The organism is Streptomyces sp. NPDC102258 (assembly GCF_055584685.1).
Map to the genome: position 1 here is coordinate 123,289 of NZ_JBVJLO010000019.1, position 19,901 is coordinate 143,189.

The following is a 19,901-nucleotide window of genomic DNA, read 5'->3' on the forward strand; positions in this document are numbered from 1 at the left end:
GCGGCATCCGCAGGCCGGCCCGGCCGCGCGTTCCGCTACGCCGCCTGCAACGCCAGCGTCGGCGAGAGGCGGGCCGCGCGGACCGCCGGGTAGAGGCCCGCCACCGTGCCGATGGCCAGGGTGGCCGCGAAGCCGCCGGTGACCGCCCACAGCGGGACCACCCACGGCAGGCCGCCCGCCCGGGCGTAGATCCCGGTGGCGGCGCCGCCGAGGGCGATGCCGGCCAGGCCCCCGAGTCCGGACAGCAGCAGTGACTCGGTGACGAACTGGATCCGGATCTGCCCCTTGGTGGCGCCGAGCGAGCGGCGCAGCCCGATCTCGTGTCGGCGTTCCAGCACCGAGATGATCATGGTGTTGGCGACCCCGACCCCACCCACCAGCAGGGCGATCCCGCCCAGCCCGAGCAGCAGCGTGCTGAAGGCGCCCTCCGTGGCCGCCTTCGCCTGGAGCGCCGCCGACGGGTCGGTCACCGACACCGCGCTCGGCGTCTGCGGGTTGGCGCTGGCCGCGATGAGCCGGCGTACCCGCGCCACCCGGTCGTCCGCCGACCGTTCGTAGACCGCCGTCGGGTGGCCGTCGAACCCCAGCAGCCCGGTCGCCGCCTCCCAGCCGATCAGGGCCGCGCGTTCGATCTCCGGCGCCAGGGGGATGGGCTCCAGGATGCCGACCACCGTGAAGTAGCGGCCGCCGATGAACACCTGCTGCCCCGGCTGCGTGATGCCCAGGCGCTGTGCCGAGACGTGTCCGAGCACGACGGCGGGGTAGCGGCCGTTGGCGGCGTTCAGCCAGGTGCCGCTGCGCACGCCGGACCGCAGCGTGCCGAGGAGGTCGTCCTTGATGGCCTTCAGCGCGATGCCGCCCGTCTCCCCGGCCGGGATGTTCTCCGACCGGCGTACGGACTGCGCCACGTCCCCCGTCGTACCGACCGACTCGACGCCGTCGATACGGGAGATCATGCCCGGGGCCTCCGGGGGCAGCTTCGTGTCCTGCCCCGAGAACATGGACTGGCCGGGGGTGGCCACCAGCATGTTCGTGCCGAGCTGGTCGAGTTCGCGCAGCAGCTTGGCCTGGCTGGAGGAGGAGATCCCGACCACCGCGATCATCGTCGCGATGCCGATGGCGATCCCGAGGGCGGAGAGGAAGACCCGCGTCGGGCGGGCGCGCAGCCCCGCCGACCCGGCGTGCAGGACGTCGCGCGGCGTGAGCCGGGGCGGCCGCAGCCGCGTACGGGCCCTGCGCCGGCCGGGGCCGGTGCCCGGGCCGCGCGGGCCACCCGGGTCCCTACCGGCGCCCGCGCCGCCCGCGTCCGTACCGGTGTCGTGGCCGGTACCGGTGCCCGTATCCGCCCCCGTACCGGCGTCCTGGCCCGTGTCGGTGTCCGCACCCGCGCCGCCCGGGCCCGTACCGGCGCCCGCGCCGCCCGCCCCCGTAGCGCCGCCCCCACCCGTACCCGCGCCGCCGCTCACGCCGCCTCCCTTCCCGGGCCGGTCCCGGTCCCGGTCCGTACGTCCGCGACGATCTCGCCGTCGCGGATGCGGACCTGGCGGGGGAGGGCGGCCGCGATCTCGGTGTCGTGGGTGATCACCGCGATGGTGGCGCCCTCCTCGTTCAGCTCGCGCAGCAGCTCCATCACCGACCGCCCCGACGCCGTGTCCAGGGCCCCGGTCGGCTCGTCGGCGAGCAGCAGGTCCGGTTCGCCCGCCACCGCCCGGGCGATGGCCACCCGCTGTTTCTGCCCGCCCGACAGCTCGTGCGGCCGGTGCTCCATCCGGTCTCCGAGGCCGACCCGCTCCAGGGCCCGCTCCGCCCGCCGGCCGCGTTCGGCGCGCGGCAGGCCGGAGTACAGCAGGCCCTCGGCGACGTTGGCCCGGGCGCTGAGGCCCGGCACCAGGTGGAAGGACTGGAAGACGAAGCCGACGTGGCGCGAGCGCAGTGCCGACAGGGCCCGGTCGGACAGGGCCGCCACGTCGTGCCCCGCGATGGCGACGCGCCCCGCGGTCGGCCGGTCCAGGGTGCCGACGATGTGCAGCAGGGTGGACTTGCCGGAGCCCGACGGGCCGACCAGGGCGAGGAGTTCCCCGCTCAGGACGGTGAGGTCCACCCCGCGCAGGGCCGCGACCCCGCCGGGGTACTCCTTGGTGACCCCGGCCAGTTCGATCACGGGCCGGGCGGGGGCGCGCCGCGCCCCGGCTCCGGCCGTCGTCACGGCATCGGCCGTCATATCGTCGGCACCCCCACCCGCATGCCCTCCTTGAGGTCCCCGCCGGTCACCTCGACCCGGCCGTTGCCGAACATGCCGAGCTCCACCCGTACGTCGCGCGCCCGGCCGTTCTCGACCACCTGGACGCCGAAGCCGCCGCCGGGCAGCGCCAGCAGCGCGCTGACCGGGACGGACAGCACGCCGGTGCGGGTCTCGCCGGTCAGCGACACCGACACCGGGGACTGGTCCGGGCCCTTGACGTCGCCCGGCCGGTCGAAGGCGACGCTCACCTCGACCTTCGCCTTCTTGTCACCGCCGCCACCGCCCCCGCCCCCGCCGGAGCCGCCGCCGTTCTGGTCGTCCGTACCCGCCGTGCCGCCGACCGCGTCGATCTTCCCGGACGCGGTGCTGCCGTCCGGGAGCCGTACGCTCACCGGGTCGCCGGGCTTCGCCGTGCCCGCCTTCGCCGCCTCCAGCTGGAAGCGGACGGTCCGCTCGGTGCCGGTCACCGTCAGCACCGGCTTTCCGGGACCCGGCTCGTCGCCCACCGCCGCGTCGTTCCGCTTGACCCGCTGTGGGCCCGCCGCGAAGGCGATGTCCTCCTTGGCGACCTCACCCGTCTCCTTCTCCTTGTGGGCCTTCTGCCAGCGCTTGACCGCCGCCGTGGTGCCCCCGGTGAAGGTGCCGTCCGAGGCGTCGAGGCCGGTTCCCCAGCCGAGGGCCACCAGATTCCGCTTGAGCTGCTTGACGTCGTCGCCCTTGTCTCCGGCCTTCAGCGGCCGGTACATCGGTACGGCCCCGTACATCAGCCGCACCGGCTTCCCGTTGACCTCGTACAGCCGCCCGTCCCGCTCGACCGCCGCACCCTCCGGAGCCGTCCAGGTGAGCACCCCCGGGCCGGGGGCGCCGAGCTTGCGCTCCTGTGCGTAGCCGAGGGTGCCGTCCACCTGGGTTCCGGAGGAGAGGTCACCGCGCTGGACCGGCGCCGTCGCGGGCGGCAGGTGGTCGGTGCCGCGCTGCTGGCGTGCGCCGCCCTGCGCGGGCCGGTCGAGGACGGCGTAGCCGCCGCCCGAGACGGCCAGCACCACGACGAGGGAGCCGAGCAGCCATGCGCCGCGCCGGGCCATCAGGCCGCTTCGCACTTCTTCTGGGCCTCCTCGAAGGCCTTCTCCTGTCCCTTGGGGATCTCGATGGCGGTCTTCGCGCCGCCGTTGTACTCGGGGTCCTTGAGGTCCACGCCGTTCTTGCGCATGCACTGCACCCAGCGCAGTTCCTTGTCCTTCTGCTCCTGCGTCGGCTCCTTGCCCGAGCCGGGGCCCTGCATGCCGCAGGCCTTCATGGCCTCCTGCATCTTCTGCGGGTCCGCGTCGCCGCCGACGGTCATGCCGCGGGGGTCCTGGCCGGGTGCGGGGTCGGGGGCGTCGATGCCGTGGTCGCGCAGGCACTTGCGCATCTTCAGCGCGTTGTCGGCGTCGGCGTCGGCGCCGCCGCCGCTGCCGCCGCTCGCCGCGTTGCTCCCGCCGTCCTTCTTCTCGGACGCGCCGCCGTTCGTACAGGCGGTGACGAACAGGGTCAGCCCGGTGAGGACCGCGGCCGTGGTCATGGTCAGGGATCGCTTCATGGGCCCGAGGGTGCGGGAGGAGGGGGTTTCGCTTCTCTCTCGCAGGACGCTTACAACGCCGAAATGTGCTCCTGCGGTAGAGAGGACGGATGCGAGTACTGGTGGTGGAGGACGAGGAATTCCTCCGGGAGATGATCGCCGAGGGGCTGCGCCGCGACGCGCTGGCCGTCGATGAGGCGGGCGACGGCCTGGAGGCGCTGCGCCGGCTGCGCCTGGGCGAATACGACGTCCTCGTCCTCGACCGGGACCTGCCCGGCCTGCACGGTGACGAGGTCTGCCGCCAGGTGGTCCGGGAGCGGCTGCTGACCCGGGTCCTGATGCTGACCGCCTCCGGGACCGTACGGGAGCGGGTGGAGGGGCTCGGCCTGGGCGCCGACGACTACCTCACCAAGCCCTTCGCCTACGACGAGCTCCTCGCGCGCGTGCTGGCGCTGGGGCGGCGCACCCGCCCGGCGCTGCCGCCGGTCCTGGAGCGGGCCGGGCTCGCGCTCGACACCGCGCGCCGGTCCGCGTCCCGCGACGGGCACCGGCTGGCGCTGTCGCGGAAGGAGTTCGCGGTGCTGGAGGCGCTGCTGCGGGCCGAGGGGGCGGTGCTGAGCAGCGACGACCTGGTCGAGCAGGTGTGGGAGCAGGACACCGGCTACCGGACCAACGCCGTACGGGTCACGCTGAGCAAGCTGCGCGCGAAGCTCGGCGAGCCGCAGCTGATCGAGACGGTCCCGGGCGCGGGCTACCGCCTCGCGGGCCCGGCCCCGGCCACCGCCCCGCAGAGCGCCGGTCCGCGATGAGGGCGGTGCTCCATTCCGAGCGGGCCCGGCTCACCGCCCTCTACGGCGTGCTCTTGCTGCTCGCGGGCGGGGGTCTCGTCGCGCTGGTCAACGTACTGCTGCGCAAGGGCCTGTACTCGCGGATCAGCTGGGCCGTCACCACCGTGATGCCCGTCCGGTCGGCGGCGGACGGCGGCACCGGGGCCGTCCCCGGCGAGCGGTCCGAGCCCGCGCACCGGCTGCCGCCCGGGACCACCCCCACCGCCGAGCAGCTGGACCAGTGGCGCGTCACCCGGAACCTGTCCAGCGCCGCGTCCCAGGCGGCCCTGCACGAGCTGACCCTCGTCTCCCTGATCGCGCTCGCCCTCTTCGCCGTGCTCTCCGCCTGGCTGGCCTGGTGGATGGCGGGCCGGGTGCTGCGTCCCGTCGGCGTGATCACCGAGACGGCCCGGCGGCTGTCCGGGGCGAACCTGCACGAGCGGATCGCGCTCCAGGCGCCGCCCGGCGAGCTCAAGCGGCTGGCCGACACCTTCGACGGGATGCTCGACCGGATGGAGGACCTGGTCGGGGCGCAGCGCCGGTTCGCGGCCAACGCCGCCCACGAGCTGCGCACGCCGCTCGCCGTCCAGCGGGCCGCCGCCGAGATCGGGCTGGCCGGGGAGCCGGAGCCGGCGAAGGTGGCGCGGATCCGGGAGCGGCTCATCGCGGTGGCCGACTCCAGCGAACACCTCGTGGAGTCGCTGCTGTTGCTGGCCGTCTCCGAGGAGGGACTGGAGTCGGCCCGGCCGGTGGACCTGGCGGCGCTGGCGCGGGCGGAGCTGGCAGCCGTACGGGAGGAGGCGCGGGCCGCCGGAGTGGACGCGGCGGGGGACTTCGCGCCGCTGACGGTGAGCGGGGACGAGACCCTGCTGGGCCACCTGGTGCGGAACCTCCTGGCCAACGCGGTACGCCACAACCGCGCGGGCGGACGGCTGCGCGTGTCGACCTCCGCCGCCGGGGTGCTGACGGTGTCCAACACGGGGCCGCTCATCGCCCCGGCGGAGGTGCCGCGGCTGCTGGAGCCGTTCCGCCGCCGCGCGGAGCGCCGCCACACGGCGGGCGAGGGCGCGGGCCTGGGCCTCTCGATCGCCGCCTCGATCGCCCGGGCCCACACGGCCCCGCTGCACGCGGAGGCCAACCCGGCCCCGGACGGCGGTCTCACCCTCCACGTCAGCTTCGGTCCACGGCCCGCGCGTTAGGTTCCGGCTCCGGCACGCTCGCCGGGCCCGGAGTTCGGGGGGAACGAAGATCGACTGCTGTACGGTCGGGGCAATGAGCAAGCACGCCCGAGCCCGTTCCCGTTCCCGGGGCCGCACCCGTCCGCGCTCCAGCTCCGCCGCCCGCCGGCCGAGGGCGCTGACCGTGGTGGCCACCATCGGTCTGCTGGCGTTCGGCGCCGCCTGGGCGCAGGCGCTGCACGAGCAGCCGGGCGCCGCCGTCCCGGCCGCCCGTACGGACGCCCGCCCGCCGGCCAAGGACCGGGCGGCCCGTGACGCCCACCGTCCCGCCGCCCGCCAGGGCCTGCCGCCCACCCTCGGCGACGCGGCCCGCGCCCGGATCCCCGCGGACTCCCGCCAACTGGTGCTGGTCACCGGCAGGGCGAAGGACTCCTCGGAGTCCACCGTCACCTTCTACACCCGGCCCACCGCGGGCGCCGACTGGACCGCCGCCGGGCAGTGGCCGGCCCGCAACGGCGCCAAGGGCTGGTCCACGGGCCGGTCGTACGGGGACCTGACCTCCCCGGAGGGCGTGTTCTCCCTCACCGACGCGGGCGGCCTGCTGCCCGCCCCGCCCGGCACGAAGCTCCCGTACGACCGGGACGAGGCCTTCGTGGCCACCGGCCACGGCGTGAACGGGGAGTCGCTGGCGGGTTCCTTCGACTACGTCGTGGCGATCGACTACAACCGCAGGCAGGGCGTGTCCCCGCTCGACCCGGTCAAGCCGGACGGCGAGGACAAGGGCGGCAACATCTGGCTGCACGTGGACCACGACGGCCCCTCGCAGGGCTGTGTGGGCGTCCCGAAGGCGGCGATGGAGCAGCTCCTGGCCACGCTGGACCCGGCCGCGCACCCGGTCATCGCGATGGGCCCGCCGGGTTTCTGACCAGCGGTGCGACGGAGCCGAGCCCGAAGCCGCGGCCCAGCGCGCCGCCCAGCCCCGGAATGAAGCCGGAGCCCTCCAGCACGCCGAACAGCGGCGCCGACGCGAGCGAACAGCGGCCGGGTCACGAAGCCGGGCAGCCGGGCCCGCCCGTAGCGCGAGTACGTCCCGATGACGACGAGGTCGGCGGGGGCTCGCCGTGCCATGCGCGGCTGACCTCTTCCACGAGGTCTTCCGGCACGGGCCCGTTGGTCCGCTCGTAGTCCTCGACGATCTCCTGTGCCTTGAGCAGCGCCAGCCAGTGCTCGGCGGCCGCGTCGATCGGGCGTATCTGCACGCCCCTTGCCTGACGGCCCGTCAGCTACGACGATGGCCCGGCACCGCAAGGCACCGCACCGCAAGGCACCGCACCGCAAGGCACCGCAAGGCAACGGCGCGGCAAGCGCCCACGGCAGACGAAGGCGAGGCGGGCCCGGTATGGCACGCGTGTTTCCGGAAGGCCGGCTGGCGTACGGGATGCAGCTTCCCGTCCAGTCGCAGAGCACCCTCTACGCCGAGCCCTGGGAGGCGTCCGCCGGCGCGGCCGATCTCGCCGAGGTGGCCAGGGCCGCCGACCGGGCGGGCTTCGGGTACCTCGCCACCTGCGACCACGTGGCGATTCCGCGCCGCCTCGCCGGCCCCATGAGCACGGTCTGGTACGACCCCGTCGCCACGCTGGCCTTCCTGGCCGGGATCACCGAGCGCGTCCGGCTGCTGAGCCACGTCGCGATCGTGGGCCTGCGCCACCCGCTGGTCACCGCCAAGCAGTACGCGACCCTCGACCACCTCAGCGGCGGCCGGCTGATCCTCGGCGTCGGGGCCGGGCACGTCCAGGAGGAGTTCGAGGCGCTCGGCGTGGACTTCGCCCGCCGCGGGGCCGTCCTGGACGAGAGCCTCGACGCCCTGCGCGCCGCCCTCGGGCCCGAGGAGTACCCGGAGTTCGCGGGGGAGCGGTTCTCCTTCCGGGACCTCGGCCAGCTGCCCCGCCCCGCGCAGGAGCGGATCCCCGTCTGGGTCGGCGGCTCCTCGCCCGCGGCCCTGCGCCGGGCCGCCGTGCGCGGGGACGGCTGGCTCCCCCAGGGCGACCCCCGCGACGGGCTGCCGGCGCAGATCGCCCGGCTGCGCGAGCTGCGCGCCGGGGCCGGTGTCACCGCTCCCGTCGAGATCGGCGCCCTCACCGAGGCGCTGTACGTGGGCGAGCCCGGCTGGGACACCGGCCGCCGGGCCCTGACCGGCAAGGCGGAGGCGCTCGCGGAGTCCCTGCGCGGCTACCGGGCCCTCGGGGTCGACCAGATCCAGGTCCGCTTCCGCAGCCGCGACCGCGCCGAGCTGACCGACCAGATCACCGCCTTCGGGGCCGAGGTGGCCCCGCTCCTCAACGACTGAACCGAACGGTTAGGGGCACCGACATGGGCAAGCTGGACGGGCGCGTCGTCATCATCACCGGCGCGGCACGCGGCCAGGGCGAGCAGGAGGCCCGCCTCTTCGCCGCCGAGGGCGCGAAGGTGCTGCTGGGCGACGTACTGGACGAGCAGGGCGCCGCCGTCGCGAAGGAGCTCGGGGCGGACCGGGCGCGGTACGTACGGCTGGACGTGAGCCGGGAGGCGGACTGGCAGGCCGCCGTCGCCGCCGCGAAGGAGGCCTTCGGCCCGGTCAGCGGCCTGGTCAACAACGCGGGGATCCTGCGCTTCAACGAGCTGACCGCGACCCCGCTGGAGGAGTTCCGGCAGGTGGTCGAGGTCAACCAGGTGGGCGCCTTCCTCGGCATCAAGACGGTCGCCCCGCAGATCGCGGAGGCGGGCGGCGGCACCATCGTCAACACCTCCTCGTACACGGGGCTGACGGGCATGGCGTACGTGGGCGCGTACGCGGCGACCAAGGCGGCCGTCCTCGGGCTGACCCGGGTCGCCGCGCTGGAGCTGGCCGCGCACAACATCCGGGTCAACGCCCTGTGCCCGGGGGCGGTGGACACCCCGATGGCCAATCCCGGCCTGCTGGACCCGGCCGGGGTGACGGACGAGGCGCGGGAGGCGATGGCGGAGCTCTACAAGCGGGTGGTGCCGCTCGGCCGGGTGGGCCGGCCGGAGGAGATCGCGCGGCTCGCCCTCTTCCTGACCGGCGACGACTCCTCGTACATCACCGGCCAGCCGTTCGTGGCGGACGGCGGCTGGACGGCCGGGGTCAGCCTCTTCTGACGGACCGTCAGGTACCCCGGCCACGGGTATTGACGCTCCCGCCCGGCGGTGGAACAGTCGGACCCATCGATCTGACGACACGTCAGAAACCTAAGGACGGTGAACCCCCTTGGAATTCGGGCTCTTCGTGCAGGGATACGTGCCCCAGGCGCGGTCCAAGGTCGACCCCGAGGCGGAGCACAAGGCGCTGCTCGAGGAGACCGAGTACGTCATCCAGGCCGACCAGTCCGGCTTCAAGTACGCCTGGGCCTCCGAGCACCACTTCCTGGAGGAGTACTCGCACCTCTCGGCGAACGAGGTGTTCCTCGGGTACCTGGCCGCCGCGACCGAGCGGATCCACCTGGGCTCGGGCATCTTCAACCCCCTCGCCCCGGTCAACCACCCGGTGAAGGTGGCCGAGAAGGTCACCATGCTCGACCACCTCTCCAAGGGCCGCTTCGAGTTCGGCACCGGGCGCGGGGCGGGCAGCCACGAGATCCTCGGCTTCATGCCCGGCATCACGGACATGAACCACACCAAGGAGATCTGGGAGGAGACCATCGCGGAGTTCCCCAAGATGTTCCTCCAGGAGGAGTACGAGGGGTTCCAGGGCAAGCACTGGTCGCTGCCGCCGCGCAAGATCTTCCCCAAGCCGTACGGCAAGGCCCACCCGGCCATGTGGTACGCGGCCGGCTCGCCGTCCTCGTACGCGATGGCGGCCAAGAAGGGCCTCGGGGTCCTCGGCTTCAGCGTCCAGAAGGTCTCCGACATGGAGTGGGTGCTGGAGCAGTACAAGACGGCGATCCGGGAGGCGAAGGCGATCGGGGCGTTCGTCAACGACAACGTCATGGTCACCTCCACCGCGATCTGCGCCGAGACGCACGACAAGGCGGTGGAGATCGCGGTCAACGCGAACATGAACCGCTTCCAGTCGCTGGTCTTCCGCTACCACGACACCTTCCCGCGGCCGGAGGCGATCCCGCAGTGGCCGGAGACCCTGCCGGAGTACAACGCGGAGATCATCGAGCTGCTGATCGCGGAGGAGCTGCTGATCTGCGGTGACCCGTCGGAGGTCCGCGCCCAGTGCAAGAGGTGGGAGCAGGCGGGCGCCGACCAGCTGTCCTTCGGCCTGCCGACGGGCGTCTCCAAGGAGGACACCCTCACCACGATCAAGCTGATCGGCGAGCACGTCATCCCCCACATCGACACGGACCCGGTCCACCGCACGACCCGCTTCCGCCAGTCGGCCTGACCCCGCGGGGCCCCACCGACCCCCGCCGCGGCGGCGTCTTCCCGGACCGCCGCCCGGCAGGGCGCCGCGGCGGGCCGGAGCGGGCGGCAGCGGCCCGCCCCCGCCCCGGCCCGCCGCACACACACCGCCACACCCCCACCACCCCCGCGCACCCGCCCGGGGGCCCACCCGTACCGCCCGGCCAGGGCACGGCCACCCAGGAGGGGACCCGTCATGCTCGACCACCTCATCCGCGGAGCGACCGTCGTCGACGGCACCGGCGCCCCCGAGCGCCCCGCCGACGTGGGCCTGCGCGACGGCCGGATCGTCGCGATCGGCGCTCCCGGCAGCGTCACCGAGGAGGCCCGGACGAGCGAGGACGCGACCGGGCTCGTCCTGACCCCCGGCTTCATCGACCCACACACCCACTACGACGCCCAGCTGTTCTGGGACCCGTACGCCACCCCCTCCATGAACCACGGCGTCACCACCGTCGCCGGCGGCAACTGCGGCTTCACCCTGGCCCCGCTCAACCCGGCCCGCCCCGAGGACGCCGACTACACCCGCCGCATGATGAGCAAGGTCGAGGGCATGGCCCTCAAGGCCCTGGAGGAGGGCGTCGACTGGTCCTGGTCGACCTTCGGCGAGTACCTCGACGCCCTGGAGGGGCGGATAGCCGTCAACGCCGGCTTCATGGTCGGCCACTGCGCGCTGCGCCGGCACGTCATGGGCGAGGACGCCGTCGGCGGGCAGCCCACCGAGCAGCAGATGCGGGAGATGCTCGGCCTCTTCCACGACGCCATGGACGCCGGCGCCTGGGGCCTGTCCACCACCCAGTCCTCCACCCACTCCGACGGCGACGGCGCCCCCGTCGCCTCCCGGCACGCCCGCCCCGCCGAACTCCTCGCGCTCTCCCGGGCCGTCGCCGACCACGAGGGCACCCAGCTCGAAGCGATCGTCGCGGGCTGCCTGGACCAGTTCTCCGACGCCGAGATCGACCTCTTCGTCCAGATGAGCGCCGCCGCCGGCCGCCCCCTGAACTGGAACGTCCTCACCATCGACGCCGCCGTCCCCGAGCGCGTCCCGCGCCAGCTGCTCGCCAGCGAGCGGGCCCGCGCCGCGGGCGGCCGGATCGTGGCGCTGACCATGCCGATCCTGACCCCCATGAACATGTCCCTCGGCACCTTCTGCGCCCTGAACCTCATCCCCGGCTGGGGCGAGGTCCTCGCCCTCCCCGTCCCGGAGCGCATCGAGAAGCTCCGCGACCCCGCTGTGCGCGCCGGGATGCTGCGCCACGCCGACAGCAAGGAGGCCGGCGTCTTCCGCCGCCTCGCGTACTTCGGCCGGTACGTCATAGGGGACACGTACAGCAAGGAGAACGAGGGCCTCTCCGGCCGGGTGGTGAACGACATCGCCGCCGAGCGCGGCCAGGACCCCTTCCACTGCCTCGTCGAGATCTGCGCCCACGACGACCTGCGTACGGTGCTCTGGCCGATGCCCACCGACAACGACCCGGCCAGCTGGGCGCTGCGCGCCGAGACCTGGCGGCACGAGGACGTGATGCTCGGCGGCTCGGACGCCGGCGCGCACCTGGACCGCATGTGCGGGGCCCCGTACACGACGCGTTTCCTCGGCGACTGCCTGCGCGGCCGCAAGCTGGTCCCGCTGGAGCGGGCGGTACGGATGCTCACCGACGACCCGGCGCGGCTGTTCGGGCTGCGGGGGCGCGGCCGGATCGCCGAGGGCTACCACGCGGACCTGGTCCTCTTCGACCCGGAGCGCATCGAGGCGGGCCCGGCGACGCTCGTGCACGACCTGCCGGGCGACAGCCCGCGGCTGGACGCCCGCGCCATCGGGATCGTCTCGGTCCGGGTCAACGGCGTGGAGACCATCCGCGACGACGAGGTGACGGGCGCGGTCCCGGGGACCGTGCTGCGTTCGGGCCGGGACACGAGGACGGTGAGCACCCGATGAGCGAGACCCCCTACCCCCCTCAGCGGCTCTACATCGGCGGCGAGTGGGTCGAGCCGGGCGGCGGCCACTACGAGGTCGTCAATCCGGCGGACGAGTCGGTGGTGGGCCTGGCCCCCGAGGCCACCCGCGCCCAGGTCGAGGAGGCCGTCCGGGCCGCCGCGGAGGCCTTCGGGAGCTGGTCCCGTACGACGCCGCAGGCCCGGGCCGCGATCCTGGACCGGGCCGCGGACGTGATGCAGCGGGAGTTCGAGCCGTGGGCGGACCTGGCGCGGGCCGAGACCGGCGCCCCGACGGGCATCGCGCGCGGGATGCAGGTGGGCGTCGGGGTGTCCCGCTTCCGGCGGTACGCGCGCGGCGCACTGGAGCCGATGGAGCGCGGGCTGCCGCCGCAGGTCACCGAGGCGGGCCCGATGGGGAGGGCGTCCGTCCTCGGCGCGCTGGAGGTGCGCCAGCCGGTCGGTGTGGTCACCTGCGTCACCTCGTACAACAACCCGTGGGCGAACCCGGCGGGCAAGGTGGCCCCGGCGCTGGCGATGGGCAACACGGTGGTGGTCAAGCCGGCCCCGCAGGATCCGCTGTCGGTGTTCCGGATGGCCGAGGCCCTGCACGAGGCGGGGGTCCCGGCCGGGGTGGTGAACGTCGTCTCGGGCGCCTCGGTGGAGGTGGGCGAGGCGGCCGTGGACTCCCCGTACGTGGACATGGTGTCCTTCACCGGTTCCACGGCCGTCGGCCGGCGCATCGCGGAGGTGTGCGGGCGCGGCATGAAGCGGCAGCTGATGGAGCTCGGCGGCAAGGGCGCGGCGGTGGTGCTGGCGGACGCGGACCTGGACGCGGCGGTGGCGGGCATCGGGACGACGTTCTCCTTCTACTCCGGGCAGATCTGCACGGCGCCGACGCGGGTGATCGCGCACCGGTCGGTGTACGCGGAGCTGGTGGAGAAGCTGACCGGCTACCTGGCCTTCATGAAGGTGGGCGATCCGGGGGAGCGGGGCACGGTGGTCGGCCCGGTGATCTCGGCGGCGCACCGGGACCGGGTGGAGTCGTACGTGGAGCTGGGCCGCAAGGAGGGCGCGCGGGTGGCGTACGGCGGGGAGCGGCCGGTGGTGGGGGCGGGCCGCGGGTTCTACGTGGCGCCGACGCTGCTGGTCGACTGCACGAGCGACATGCGGGTGGTCCGGGAGGAGATCTTCGGGCCGGTGGTGGTGGTCGTGCCGTTCGACGGGGAGGGGGAGGCGGCCGAGGACGAGGCGGTCCGGCTGGCCAACGACAGCGACTTCGGGCTGCTGAGCTACGTGTGGTCGGGGGACGCGGCCCGCGCTTTCCGTGTCGCGCGGCGGCTGCGGTCCGGCGGGGTGGGGGTGAACACGATCGGCCGGAACATGGAGGCGCCGTTCGGCGGGTTCCGGCAGAGCGGTGTGGGGCGGGACGTGGGCTCGTACGCGCTGCACGCCTACAGCGAAATCCAGTCGATCGTCTGGGCTTGACCAAAAGTTGACCGGGAAACTTTGAAAACCGGCAAAACGGACACAGCTGCGGTTTCCGCATGGTGAAAGCGATGCTCCGGGTCCGCCGAAACAATGATCGGCGGGCCCGTGAACCTTTCATTGCGTCAGCATTAACTCTCTAGGCCTCAAGATTCCAAGGCATTTTGCGGACTTCAGAAACGGACTTAAGCCTTCCGGATGTGGAAACCGCACCGTCTAACGTCCTGACCCATGACACAGGTGGACGTACGGCCGCAGGTCGCAGACACGGTGGGCGGCGTCGCCCGGGACCAGGGTTCCGGCGACGGCGAGGCGCGCGGCGGGGTCCGCGGCAAGGGCCTCGGCAAGGGGTCCGTCGGTCTGGTGGGCAGCGCGGTCATCGGCGTCTCCACCGTCGCCCCCGTCTACTGCCTGACCTCGACCCTCGGCTCCACCGCCGGTGAGGTCGGCGTCCACATGCCCGCCGTGTTCCTGGCCGGATTCCTCCCGATGCTGCTGGTGGCCTTCGCCTACCGCGAGCTCAACAAGGCCATGCCGGACTGCGGCACCTCGTTCACCTGGACCGTCAAGGCCTTCGGCCCACGGATCGGCTGGATGTGCGGCTGGGGCCTGGTGATCGCCACGATCATCGTGCTGTCCAACCTGGCGGGCGTCGCCACCTCCTACTTCTGGCTGCTGGCGGGTGAGATCACCGGCAATCCGTCGATCGCCGCCCTGGACGGGAACAAGGCCGTCCACATCGCCACCTGTCTCACCCTCATCGCCGTCGCCACCGCCATCAGCTACCGCGGCATGACCGCCACCAAGGGCGTCCAGTACACCCTCGTCGGCCTCCAGCTCGCCGTCCTCGGCCTGTTCGTCGCGATGGCCCTCCAGAAGGCCTCCGCCGGCACCTTCGACACCGGCCTGGACTTCTCCTGGGAGTGGATGAACCCCTTCGCGGTCGGCTCCATGGGCTCCTTCACCGCCGGGCTCTCCCTCTCGATCTTCATGTACTGGGGCTGGGACGCCTGCCTGGCCACCAACGAGGAGACCACCGGCTCCGCCAAGACCCCCGGCCGCGCCTCGCTCATCGCGATGGTCGTCCTGGTCGGCTCCTACCTGGCCACCGGCGTCGCCGCCCAGATGGCCGTCGGCTCCGGCACCTCCGGCCTCGGCCTCGGCAACCCGGAGACCTCCGGCAACGTCTTCGCCGCCCTCGCCGGACCCGTCATGGGCCCCGCCCTCGGCATCCTGCTCTTCGTCGCCGTCCTCGCCTCGGCCACCGCCTCCCTGCAGACCACCTTCATCCCCGTGGCCCGCACGGTCCTGGCCATGTCCACGTACGAGGCCCTGCCCGCCTCCTACGCCCGGGTCCACCCGAAGTTCAAGACCCCGGGCCGCGCCACCGTCATGGCGGGCGTCGCGACCGGCGCGTTCTACACGGTCATGACCCTGATCAGCGAGAACGTCCTGACCGACACGATCTTCGCGCTCGGCCTGATGATCTGCTTCTACTACTCGCTCACGGCCTTCGCCTGCGCCTGGTACTTCCGCGGCGAACTGCGCACGTCCCTGCGCGCCCTGTTCTTCAAGGGCGTCTTCCCGGTCCTCGGCGGCCTGCTCCTCGCCGCCGTGTTCTTCAAGACCCTCACCGACGCCTGGGACCCCTCCTACGGATCCGGCTCCAGCATTCCCGGCCTCGGCGTCGGCAGCGTCTTCGTCATCGGCGTCGGCCTGCTCGCCCTCGGCCTGGTCATCATGCTGGTCACCCAGCGCCGCAACCCCGCCTTCTTCCGCGGCGAGATCCTCACGAAGTCCACCCCGTCCCTGGTCGTCCAGGACTGACGCGAGGGGTAACCCCACCCACGGCGGGGTCGTTGGGCCGGGCATGACTGCCATCAAGCGCACCCTCGCCGCCCTGCTGCTGTCCGGCGGCGGCGCCGCCCTCGCCCTCACGCCCGCCGTCGCGCACGCCGCCGAAGGGGACGGGCAGCCCGCCGTGGCGCCGATCGCCAAGCGCGTCGGCGACATCGTGGACCACCCCGGCCACGCCGTGCAGGACACGAAGACCGCCGTCGGCATCACCACCCAGGCCGCCGGCTCCGCCTCCGGGGCCGCCGAGACCTCCCTCGACAGCGCCGGCTCCGCCCTGACGGCCGGACTGCCCAGCGCCCCGAAGGCCGGCTGAGCCCGCTCAGCCCCAGGAGCGGGAGCACAGCACGAGGCGGTACCCGTCCGGGTCGGCGACGGTGACGCCGTACTCGTCCCAGTACGGGTTGTGTGACGCCACCCGGGTCCCGCCGCAGTCGACGAGGCGCTGGACGAGCGCCTCGTCCGGCGCCCCGCCGAGGTAGACCACGAACAGGTCGTCCACCGTCGGGGTGGGCGCCAGCGGCTCCCGGGGGTCCCGGGTCAGCTCGAAGTGCCAGCCGCCGCCCGCCGGACCGACCATCACCAGGTCGTGCTCCCCGGGCACGTGCCCGCTGGTCCGCCACAGGACGTCCAGCCCGAGCCCGTCGACGTAGAACCGCTCGGCGGCCGCGAGGTCCAGCGAGGGCCGTGCGACCCGGACGTGGGTGTGTGCACTGATCATGCCGGGAGGCTACGTCGCCCCGCCCGGCCACGGGGGCGGGCGGGGCGGGATGTGTCAGATGGCCCCGGCGGGCCCCCGAAAAGCAGGTGCGGGGGCCCGCGCGGGGCGCCTAGCTTGAGGCGGATGAGCAGCGACTATCCATTCGCCGACGGCTACAACCTCGTCTGGGACCTGACCGGCTTCGGTGACGTGGACGAGGAGATGGTCGAGTCCGTGTCCCTGTGCCGGGACCAGTTCCTGGAGATCCGCCACCTGTTCGTGCTCGGTGACGACCCCTGGATGGTCGCGGGCGAGTACCGCGTGGCCCCGGGCATCTGGGCCCGCGTACGCGGCGCCGTGCCGGACGTCCGGTTCCAGCGCGACGCGGAGTACTTCCTCGGCGCCCGTCAGGCCCTGCCTGACGGGCGCTTCTGGCGTCCGGCCCCGGGCACGACCGCGCCGGGCCCGGTCCCGCCGCCGTGAAGCGGGGGACGGGGGCTCAGAGGCCGGAGCCGCCGGTGGCGTCGATCACCCCGCCCACTGCCTGGCCGGCAGGGCGGCGCTGGTCGGGTCACCCGAGCTGGGGTACTCCTACCACCAGCCCATGGCGACCAGCACCCCGAAGACGCCGAGTCCCGTCAGGGCCGCCGCGAGGAAGGACCCGACCGGCGCCCGGGAGGTGACGCCGGAGGGCGAAGCGAGGGCGCCGGCGCTCCCGGTTTGCCGCCACACAAAGGCCGCCAGCAGGACGATGGCCACGGGAGGCAGGATGAGCGCCCGGTGGCCGAAGTACGGAATAGCCCCGCTGATCCCGACGATCCCGGCGCAGCCGAGCAGCACGGCGAGCACGTCGGAGCGCGCACCGATGCGTCCCGGACGGTCCTCCATCGCCTTGGCCACCCCGATGGCGGCGATCACGGCGACCGGGACTTCGGCGAACGCGCACCAGTTCCAGGGCAGGTCCGTGAGGCGCCACGCGCGTACCAAGGCGCCGAGCGCCGGGCCGATGCCCGCGACCGCGACGTAGATCCCGAACGCCTTGCGCCGCTCCCGGGAGCCGGTGAAGGAGGTGGACACCAGGAGCGCCGCGGACGACGAGACCAGCGCGGCGAAGATGCCCTGGAGGGGACGGGTCACGCCCAGCAGAACGGGACCGGGCCCCGCACTGCCGGTCGCGGCGGCCAGCGCGAAACCCGCCAGGCCGATCACCAGCGTTCTCCTGCGCCCCACGCGGTCCGCGATGCGGGCTCCGAACGGCAGCAGCGCGACGAACCCCAGCACATAGAGGGCGGGCAGCACGTCCACATGGGCCGTGGACGTCACCCGCACCCTGCCACCAAGGGACCACAAGCCCCGCATGGTGGAGAGCGTCGCGTCGAACAGCACGATCAGCTGGGCCAGCGCGACCGCCAGCAGCCCCCACCGGCGCCCCGCGAGGGACACCGCCGGGCGGGTGGGGTGCGCGGTCGGGGCGTCCGCGGGCGGCGGGGACGCCGGCTGGGCGAGCTGGACGCGGGGGTCCTGCTGTACGGCGGGGACGACGGGGGCGTAGTCCAGCAGATGGGCGGCACGGCGGCCGAGCTGGGCCAGCACCGCCCCCGGCAGCCACTCGCCCGCCTGGTCGCCCGCCGTGTACGTGGCCACCTCGCTGGGGGTGGGCCGCTTGGCCGGGTCCTTGTGCAGACAGGCCCGTACGAGCTCGATCAGCGAATCCGGTACGCCGGTGAGGTCCGCCTCCTCCTCGGCGATCCGGAAGAGGTGGGCGTTCAGCCCGCTCTCCGTCGCCCCGAAGAGCAGGCGCCCGGTGGCGGCGTAGACGAGGAGCGCCCCCAGGCAGAACACATCGGACGCCGGGGTGAGTTCGAGGCCGCGCACCTGCTCCGGGGACATGAAGCCGGGGGAGCCGATCAGCATGCCGGTGCGGGTGTGCAGGCTGTCCCCGGCCAGGCTGTCCATCGCCCGCGCGATGCCGAAGTCGATGACGCGGGGGCCGTCCACGGTGACCAGTACGTTGGACGGTTTGAGGTCGCGGTGGATCAGGCCCGCCTCGTGCACGGCCTGGAGGGCGAGGGCGAGGCGGTTGGCGAGGGTACGGACCGACCGCTCCGGCAGCGGCCCGAAGTCCTGGCCCACGACGGCGGTCAGGTCGGGCCCCGGTATGTACTGCGTCGCCACCCACGGCACGGCGGCCTCGGTATCGGCGTCGAGGACGTCGGCCGTCCAGGCCCCGCCCACCCGCCGCGCCGCCGCCACCTCGCGGGCGAACCGGCTGCGGAACTCCGGATGCTGGGCGTACTCGGCCTGGACGACCTTGACGGCGACCGTCCGCCCGAGGTCGGAGCGGCCCAGGTAGACCAGCCCCATCCCGCCCGCGCCGAGGCGGGCGATCAGCCGGTACGGGCCTATGTGCGTGGGGTCCTGCCCCGTCAGGTGTTCCACGGTGGAGGCATCAGCCCTTCGGCTCGGGGCTCAGATGCCGACTCGGCCCCCTGGATGGACGACGCAGATCCTAAGGTAGGTCGATCATCCAAGGGGCCGGTATGGAGAGATCAGTGGTGCCCGCCACCGACACCCAGCCCGCCGAGGAACGCGGTCCAGGTACCGCCCCCGACCGCGAGCTCGGGGCTGGCGGTGAGCTTGGAGTCCCGGATGTGGACGGTGCCGGTGGCGCAGGCGGCGACCTCGACGCAGTCGTCGCCTTGGCTGCCGCTGTAGCTGGACTTGTGCCAGGAGAGGGCGACCTCGACGCAGTTGTCGCCATCACCGCTGCTGTAGCTGCTCTTGAACCACCGGAGCTGGGAGCTGTTCACAGGGATCCTCGCAATCGCTTCAACAGGCCCACGGTGTCCGCAGGGTTGAGGGCCTGGATGCGAAGTTTGGCATACCGCTGGTGGAGCAGGCTTATGTCTTTCGGGTCGGAAATGATGCGTCCCGTCTGCTGGCCCTCGCTGTACCCCCACCACTCGTGTTCTTTCGATTCCAGCAGTCGGAAGGGGCCGTCGGTGCCGGCGTGTTCGGGGCTCACCCTCGGCATGATCTGAATGTCCACGTTGGGAAGTGCGGCACACTCCAACAGGTGGTCGATCAACTCGCGGGCTACCTCGGGGCCGCCCGTCTGCCGCTCGATCACCGCCTGCTCGATGATGAAGCTGAAGGTGGCATAGGGAGTGCGGCGCAGCACCTTCTGTCGCTCCAGGCGCCGGGCGATGCGATCCGCCGTCTCCTGTTCCGTGACTACGGGTGGGACGCTTTCGATCTGGGCCCGGGCATAGGCCTCCGTCTGGAGCAGCCCCGGCACGGACCGGCATTCGTACGTGTAGAGCGCGATTGCCTCGGCTTCCAGCTCGGCCCAGCGCCGGAACCACTTCGCCAGCCCACGCCGTCGGTCCATCTGCCGGGCGGCGATCTGGAGGACGCCGAAGGCGTCCAGGATCTCGTTCGACTTGGTCACGAAGTTCGCGGACGGGTGCTTGCGGCCCTGTTCCACGGCGGCCACGTACTGGATCGAGTAGCCCACCATGGAGTGGAACTGTTCCTGGGTCAGACCTGCGCGTTTCCGGAAAGCGGCGAGCGTCTCGCCGAAGTTCTTGATGTCCGGATCGGGTTCCACCTTTTTGGTGCCGTCATCGGCAGCGGTCATCACGGTCACCTCCCCGCGCAATGCTCACGGTCGGTGACCGTCCCTGTCCATAGAGTCGACTACTACAGTTGAAAAGTA

General features: G+C 73.1%; 20 protein-coding genes. 11 read left to right on the plus strand and 9 right to left on the minus strand.

Annotated features, from left to right (window positions below):
- Positions 1-35 precede the first annotated feature (35 nt).
- The 4 genes from ACZ6ZT_RS27555 to ACZ6ZT_RS27570 form a co-directional block, all read right to left on the minus strand.
- On the minus strand, positions 36-1,220 hold the full coding sequence (locus ACZ6ZT_RS27555; protein WP_469722731.1) for an ABC transporter permease: 1,185 nt from the start codon (positions 1,218-1,220) through the stop codon (positions 36-38).
- Positions 1,221-1,462: 242 nt separating this feature from the next.
- Positions 1,463-2,221: an ABC transporter ATP-binding protein gene (locus ACZ6ZT_RS27560; protein WP_469722676.1), complete on the minus strand. Its 759-nt coding sequence runs from the start codon at positions 2,219-2,221 to the stop codon at positions 1,463-1,465.
- Positions 2,218-3,342 carry a peptidoglycan-binding protein gene (locus ACZ6ZT_RS27565; RefSeq protein ID WP_469722677.1) on the minus strand — a complete coding sequence of 375 codons (1,125 nt, stop codon included), beginning with the start codon at positions 3,340-3,342 and terminating at the stop codon, positions 2,218-2,220. Before ACZ6ZT_RS27565 ends, ACZ6ZT_RS27560 begins: the two co-directional genes overlap by 4 nt.
- On the minus strand, positions 3,327-3,821 hold the full coding sequence (locus ACZ6ZT_RS27570; RefSeq protein WP_469722679.1) for a hypothetical protein: 495 nt from the start codon (positions 3,819-3,821) through the stop codon (positions 3,327-3,329). Before ACZ6ZT_RS27570 ends, ACZ6ZT_RS27565 begins: the two co-directional genes overlap by 16 nt.
- An 89-nt stretch (positions 3,822-3,910) precedes the next feature.
- Between ACZ6ZT_RS27570 and ACZ6ZT_RS27575 the strand changes: the two genes are divergently transcribed.
- The 3 genes from ACZ6ZT_RS27575 (at position 3,911) to ACZ6ZT_RS27585 (ending at position 6,730) form a co-directional block, all read left to right on the plus strand.
- On the plus strand, positions 3,911-4,609 hold the full coding sequence (locus ACZ6ZT_RS27575; RefSeq protein ID WP_469722680.1) for a response regulator transcription factor: 699 nt from the start codon (positions 3,911-3,913) through the stop codon (positions 4,607-4,609).
- Positions 4,606-5,826, plus strand: coding sequence for a sensor histidine kinase (locus ACZ6ZT_RS27580; protein WP_469722681.1), 1,221 nt, complete (start codon positions 4,606-4,608; stop codon positions 5,824-5,826). The genes ACZ6ZT_RS27575 and ACZ6ZT_RS27580 overlap by 4 nt, the downstream gene beginning before the upstream one ends.
- A 73-nt stretch (positions 5,827-5,899) precedes the next feature.
- Positions 5,900-6,730, plus strand: coding sequence for a L,D-transpeptidase family protein (locus tag ACZ6ZT_RS27585; protein ID WP_469722682.1), 831 nt, complete (start codon positions 5,900-5,902; stop codon positions 6,728-6,730).
- A 121-nt stretch (positions 6,731-6,851) separates the two neighbouring features.
- Here ACZ6ZT_RS27585 and ACZ6ZT_RS27590 read toward each other — a convergent pair whose 3' ends face one another.
- Entirely contained in the window at positions 6,852-7,064 is a 213-nt protein-coding gene (locus ACZ6ZT_RS27590; protein ID WP_469722683.1) for a hypothetical protein, read from the minus strand.
- 140 nt (positions 7,065-7,204) lie between these two features.
- Here ACZ6ZT_RS27590 and ACZ6ZT_RS27595 point away from each other — a divergent pair, with 140 nt between their 5' ends.
- From ACZ6ZT_RS27595 to ACZ6ZT_RS27625, 7 genes are all read left to right on the plus strand, one after another.
- A complete protein-coding gene (locus ACZ6ZT_RS27595) occupies positions 7,205-8,152 on the plus strand; it encodes an LLM class F420-dependent oxidoreductase (RefSeq protein WP_469722684.1) in 948 nt (315 codons plus the stop codon).
- A gap of 23 nt (positions 8,153-8,175) precedes the next feature.
- Positions 8,176-8,961, plus strand: a complete 786-nt coding sequence (locus ACZ6ZT_RS27600; protein ID WP_469722685.1) for an SDR family NAD(P)-dependent oxidoreductase — start codon at positions 8,176-8,178, stop codon at positions 8,959-8,961.
- Positions 8,962-9,070: 109 nt separating this feature from the next.
- Positions 9,071-10,192 carry an LLM class flavin-dependent oxidoreductase gene (locus ACZ6ZT_RS27605; RefSeq protein WP_469722686.1) on the plus strand — a complete coding sequence of 374 codons (1,122 nt, stop codon included), beginning with the start codon at positions 9,071-9,073 and terminating at the stop codon, positions 10,190-10,192.
- Positions 10,193-10,405: 213 nt separating this feature from the next.
- Positions 10,406-12,145, plus strand: coding sequence for an N-acyl-D-amino-acid deacylase family protein (locus ACZ6ZT_RS27610; protein ID WP_469722687.1), 1,740 nt, complete (start codon positions 10,406-10,408; stop codon positions 12,143-12,145).
- Positions 12,142-13,629, plus strand: a complete 1,488-nt coding sequence (locus ACZ6ZT_RS27615) for an aldehyde dehydrogenase family protein (protein ID WP_469722688.1) — start codon at positions 12,142-12,144, stop codon at positions 13,627-13,629. The genes ACZ6ZT_RS27610 and ACZ6ZT_RS27615 overlap by 4 nt, the downstream gene beginning before the upstream one ends.
- Before the next feature lie 231 nt (positions 13,630-13,860).
- Positions 13,861-15,456, plus strand: a complete 1,596-nt coding sequence (locus tag ACZ6ZT_RS27620; protein WP_469722689.1) for an APC family permease — start codon at positions 13,861-13,863, stop codon at positions 15,454-15,456.
- Between the two features lie 43 nt (positions 15,457-15,499).
- Positions 15,500-15,799: a hypothetical protein gene (locus ACZ6ZT_RS27625; RefSeq protein ID WP_469722690.1), complete on the plus strand. Its 300-nt coding sequence runs from the start codon at positions 15,500-15,502 to the stop codon at positions 15,797-15,799.
- Positions 15,800-15,805: 6 nt separating this feature from the next.
- Here ACZ6ZT_RS27625 and ACZ6ZT_RS27630 read toward each other — a convergent pair whose 3' ends face one another.
- Positions 15,806-16,204 (minus strand): VOC family protein, encoded by a 399-nt coding sequence (locus ACZ6ZT_RS27630; protein WP_469722691.1) that lies wholly within the window; start codon positions 16,202-16,204, stop codon positions 15,806-15,808.
- Positions 16,205-16,327: 123 nt separating this feature from the next.
- Between ACZ6ZT_RS27630 and ACZ6ZT_RS27635 the strand changes: the two genes are divergently transcribed.
- Positions 16,328-16,666: a hypothetical protein gene (locus tag ACZ6ZT_RS27635; protein ID WP_469722692.1), complete on the plus strand. Its 339-nt coding sequence runs from the start codon at positions 16,328-16,330 to the stop codon at positions 16,664-16,666.
- Positions 16,667-16,774: 108 nt separating this feature from the next.
- On the opposite strand, the gene ACZ6ZT_RS27640 is transcribed toward ACZ6ZT_RS27635, so the two are convergent.
- From ACZ6ZT_RS27640 to ACZ6ZT_RS27650, 3 genes are all read right to left on the minus strand, one after another.
- Positions 16,775-18,622 carry an MFS transporter gene (locus ACZ6ZT_RS27640; protein WP_469722693.1) on the minus strand — a complete coding sequence of 616 codons (1,848 nt, stop codon included), beginning with the start codon at positions 18,620-18,622 and terminating at the stop codon, positions 16,775-16,777.
- A gap of 110 nt (positions 18,623-18,732) precedes the next feature.
- Entirely contained in the window at positions 18,733-18,993 is a 261-nt protein-coding gene (locus ACZ6ZT_RS27645; RefSeq protein WP_469722695.1) for a DUF397 domain-containing protein, read from the minus strand.
- Positions 18,990-19,823, minus strand: coding sequence for a helix-turn-helix domain-containing protein (locus ACZ6ZT_RS27650; RefSeq protein ID WP_469722696.1), 834 nt, complete (start codon positions 19,821-19,823; stop codon positions 18,990-18,992). The genes ACZ6ZT_RS27645 and ACZ6ZT_RS27650 overlap by 4 nt, the downstream gene beginning before the upstream one ends.
- Between the last annotated feature and the right edge of the window lie 78 nt (positions 19,824-19,901).

Coding starts and splice junctions, on each gene's coding strand:
- ACZ6ZT_RS27575 (WP_469722680.1), top strand. CDS start 3,911: ATGCGAGTACTGGTGGTGGAGGACGAGGAATTCCTCCGGGAGATGATC.
- ACZ6ZT_RS27595 (WP_469722684.1), top strand. CDS start 7,205: ATGGCACGCGTGTTTCCGGAAGGCCGGCTGGCGTACGGGATGCAGCTT.
- ACZ6ZT_RS27635 (WP_469722692.1), top strand. CDS start 16,328: ATGAGCAGCGACTATCCATTCGCCGACGGCTACAACCTCGTCTGGGAC.
- ACZ6ZT_RS27620 (WP_469722689.1), top strand. CDS start 13,861: ATGACACAGGTGGACGTACGGCCGCAGGTCGCAGACACGGTGGGCGGC.
- ACZ6ZT_RS27625 (WP_469722690.1), top strand. CDS start 15,500: ATGACTGCCATCAAGCGCACCCTCGCCGCCCTGCTGCTGTCCGGCGGC.
- ACZ6ZT_RS27610 (WP_469722687.1), top strand. CDS start 10,406: ATGCTCGACCACCTCATCCGCGGAGCGACCGTCGTCGACGGCACCGGC.
- ACZ6ZT_RS27615 (WP_469722688.1), top strand. CDS start 12,142: ATGAGCGAGACCCCCTACCCCCCTCAGCGGCTCTACATCGGCGGCGAG.
- ACZ6ZT_RS27650 (WP_469722696.1), bottom strand. CDS start 19,823: ATGACCGCTGCCGATGACGGCACCAAAAAGGTGGAACCCGATCCGGAC.
- ACZ6ZT_RS27600 (WP_469722685.1), top strand. CDS start 8,176: ATGGGCAAGCTGGACGGGCGCGTCGTCATCATCACCGGCGCGGCACGC.
- ACZ6ZT_RS27570 (WP_469722679.1), bottom strand. CDS start 3,821: ATGAAGCGATCCCTGACCATGACCACGGCCGCGGTCCTCACCGGGCTG.
- ACZ6ZT_RS27585 (WP_469722682.1), top strand. CDS start 5,900: ATGAGCAAGCACGCCCGAGCCCGTTCCCGTTCCCGGGGCCGCACCCGT.
- ACZ6ZT_RS27630 (WP_469722691.1), bottom strand. CDS start 16,204: ATGATCAGTGCACACACCCACGTCCGGGTCGCACGGCCCTCGCTGGAC.
- ACZ6ZT_RS27580 (WP_469722681.1), top strand. CDS start 4,606: ATGAGGGCGGTGCTCCATTCCGAGCGGGCCCGGCTCACCGCCCTCTAC.
- ACZ6ZT_RS27560 (WP_469722676.1), bottom strand. CDS start 2,221: ATGACGGCCGATGCCGTGACGACGGCCGGAGCCGGGGCGCGGCGCGCC.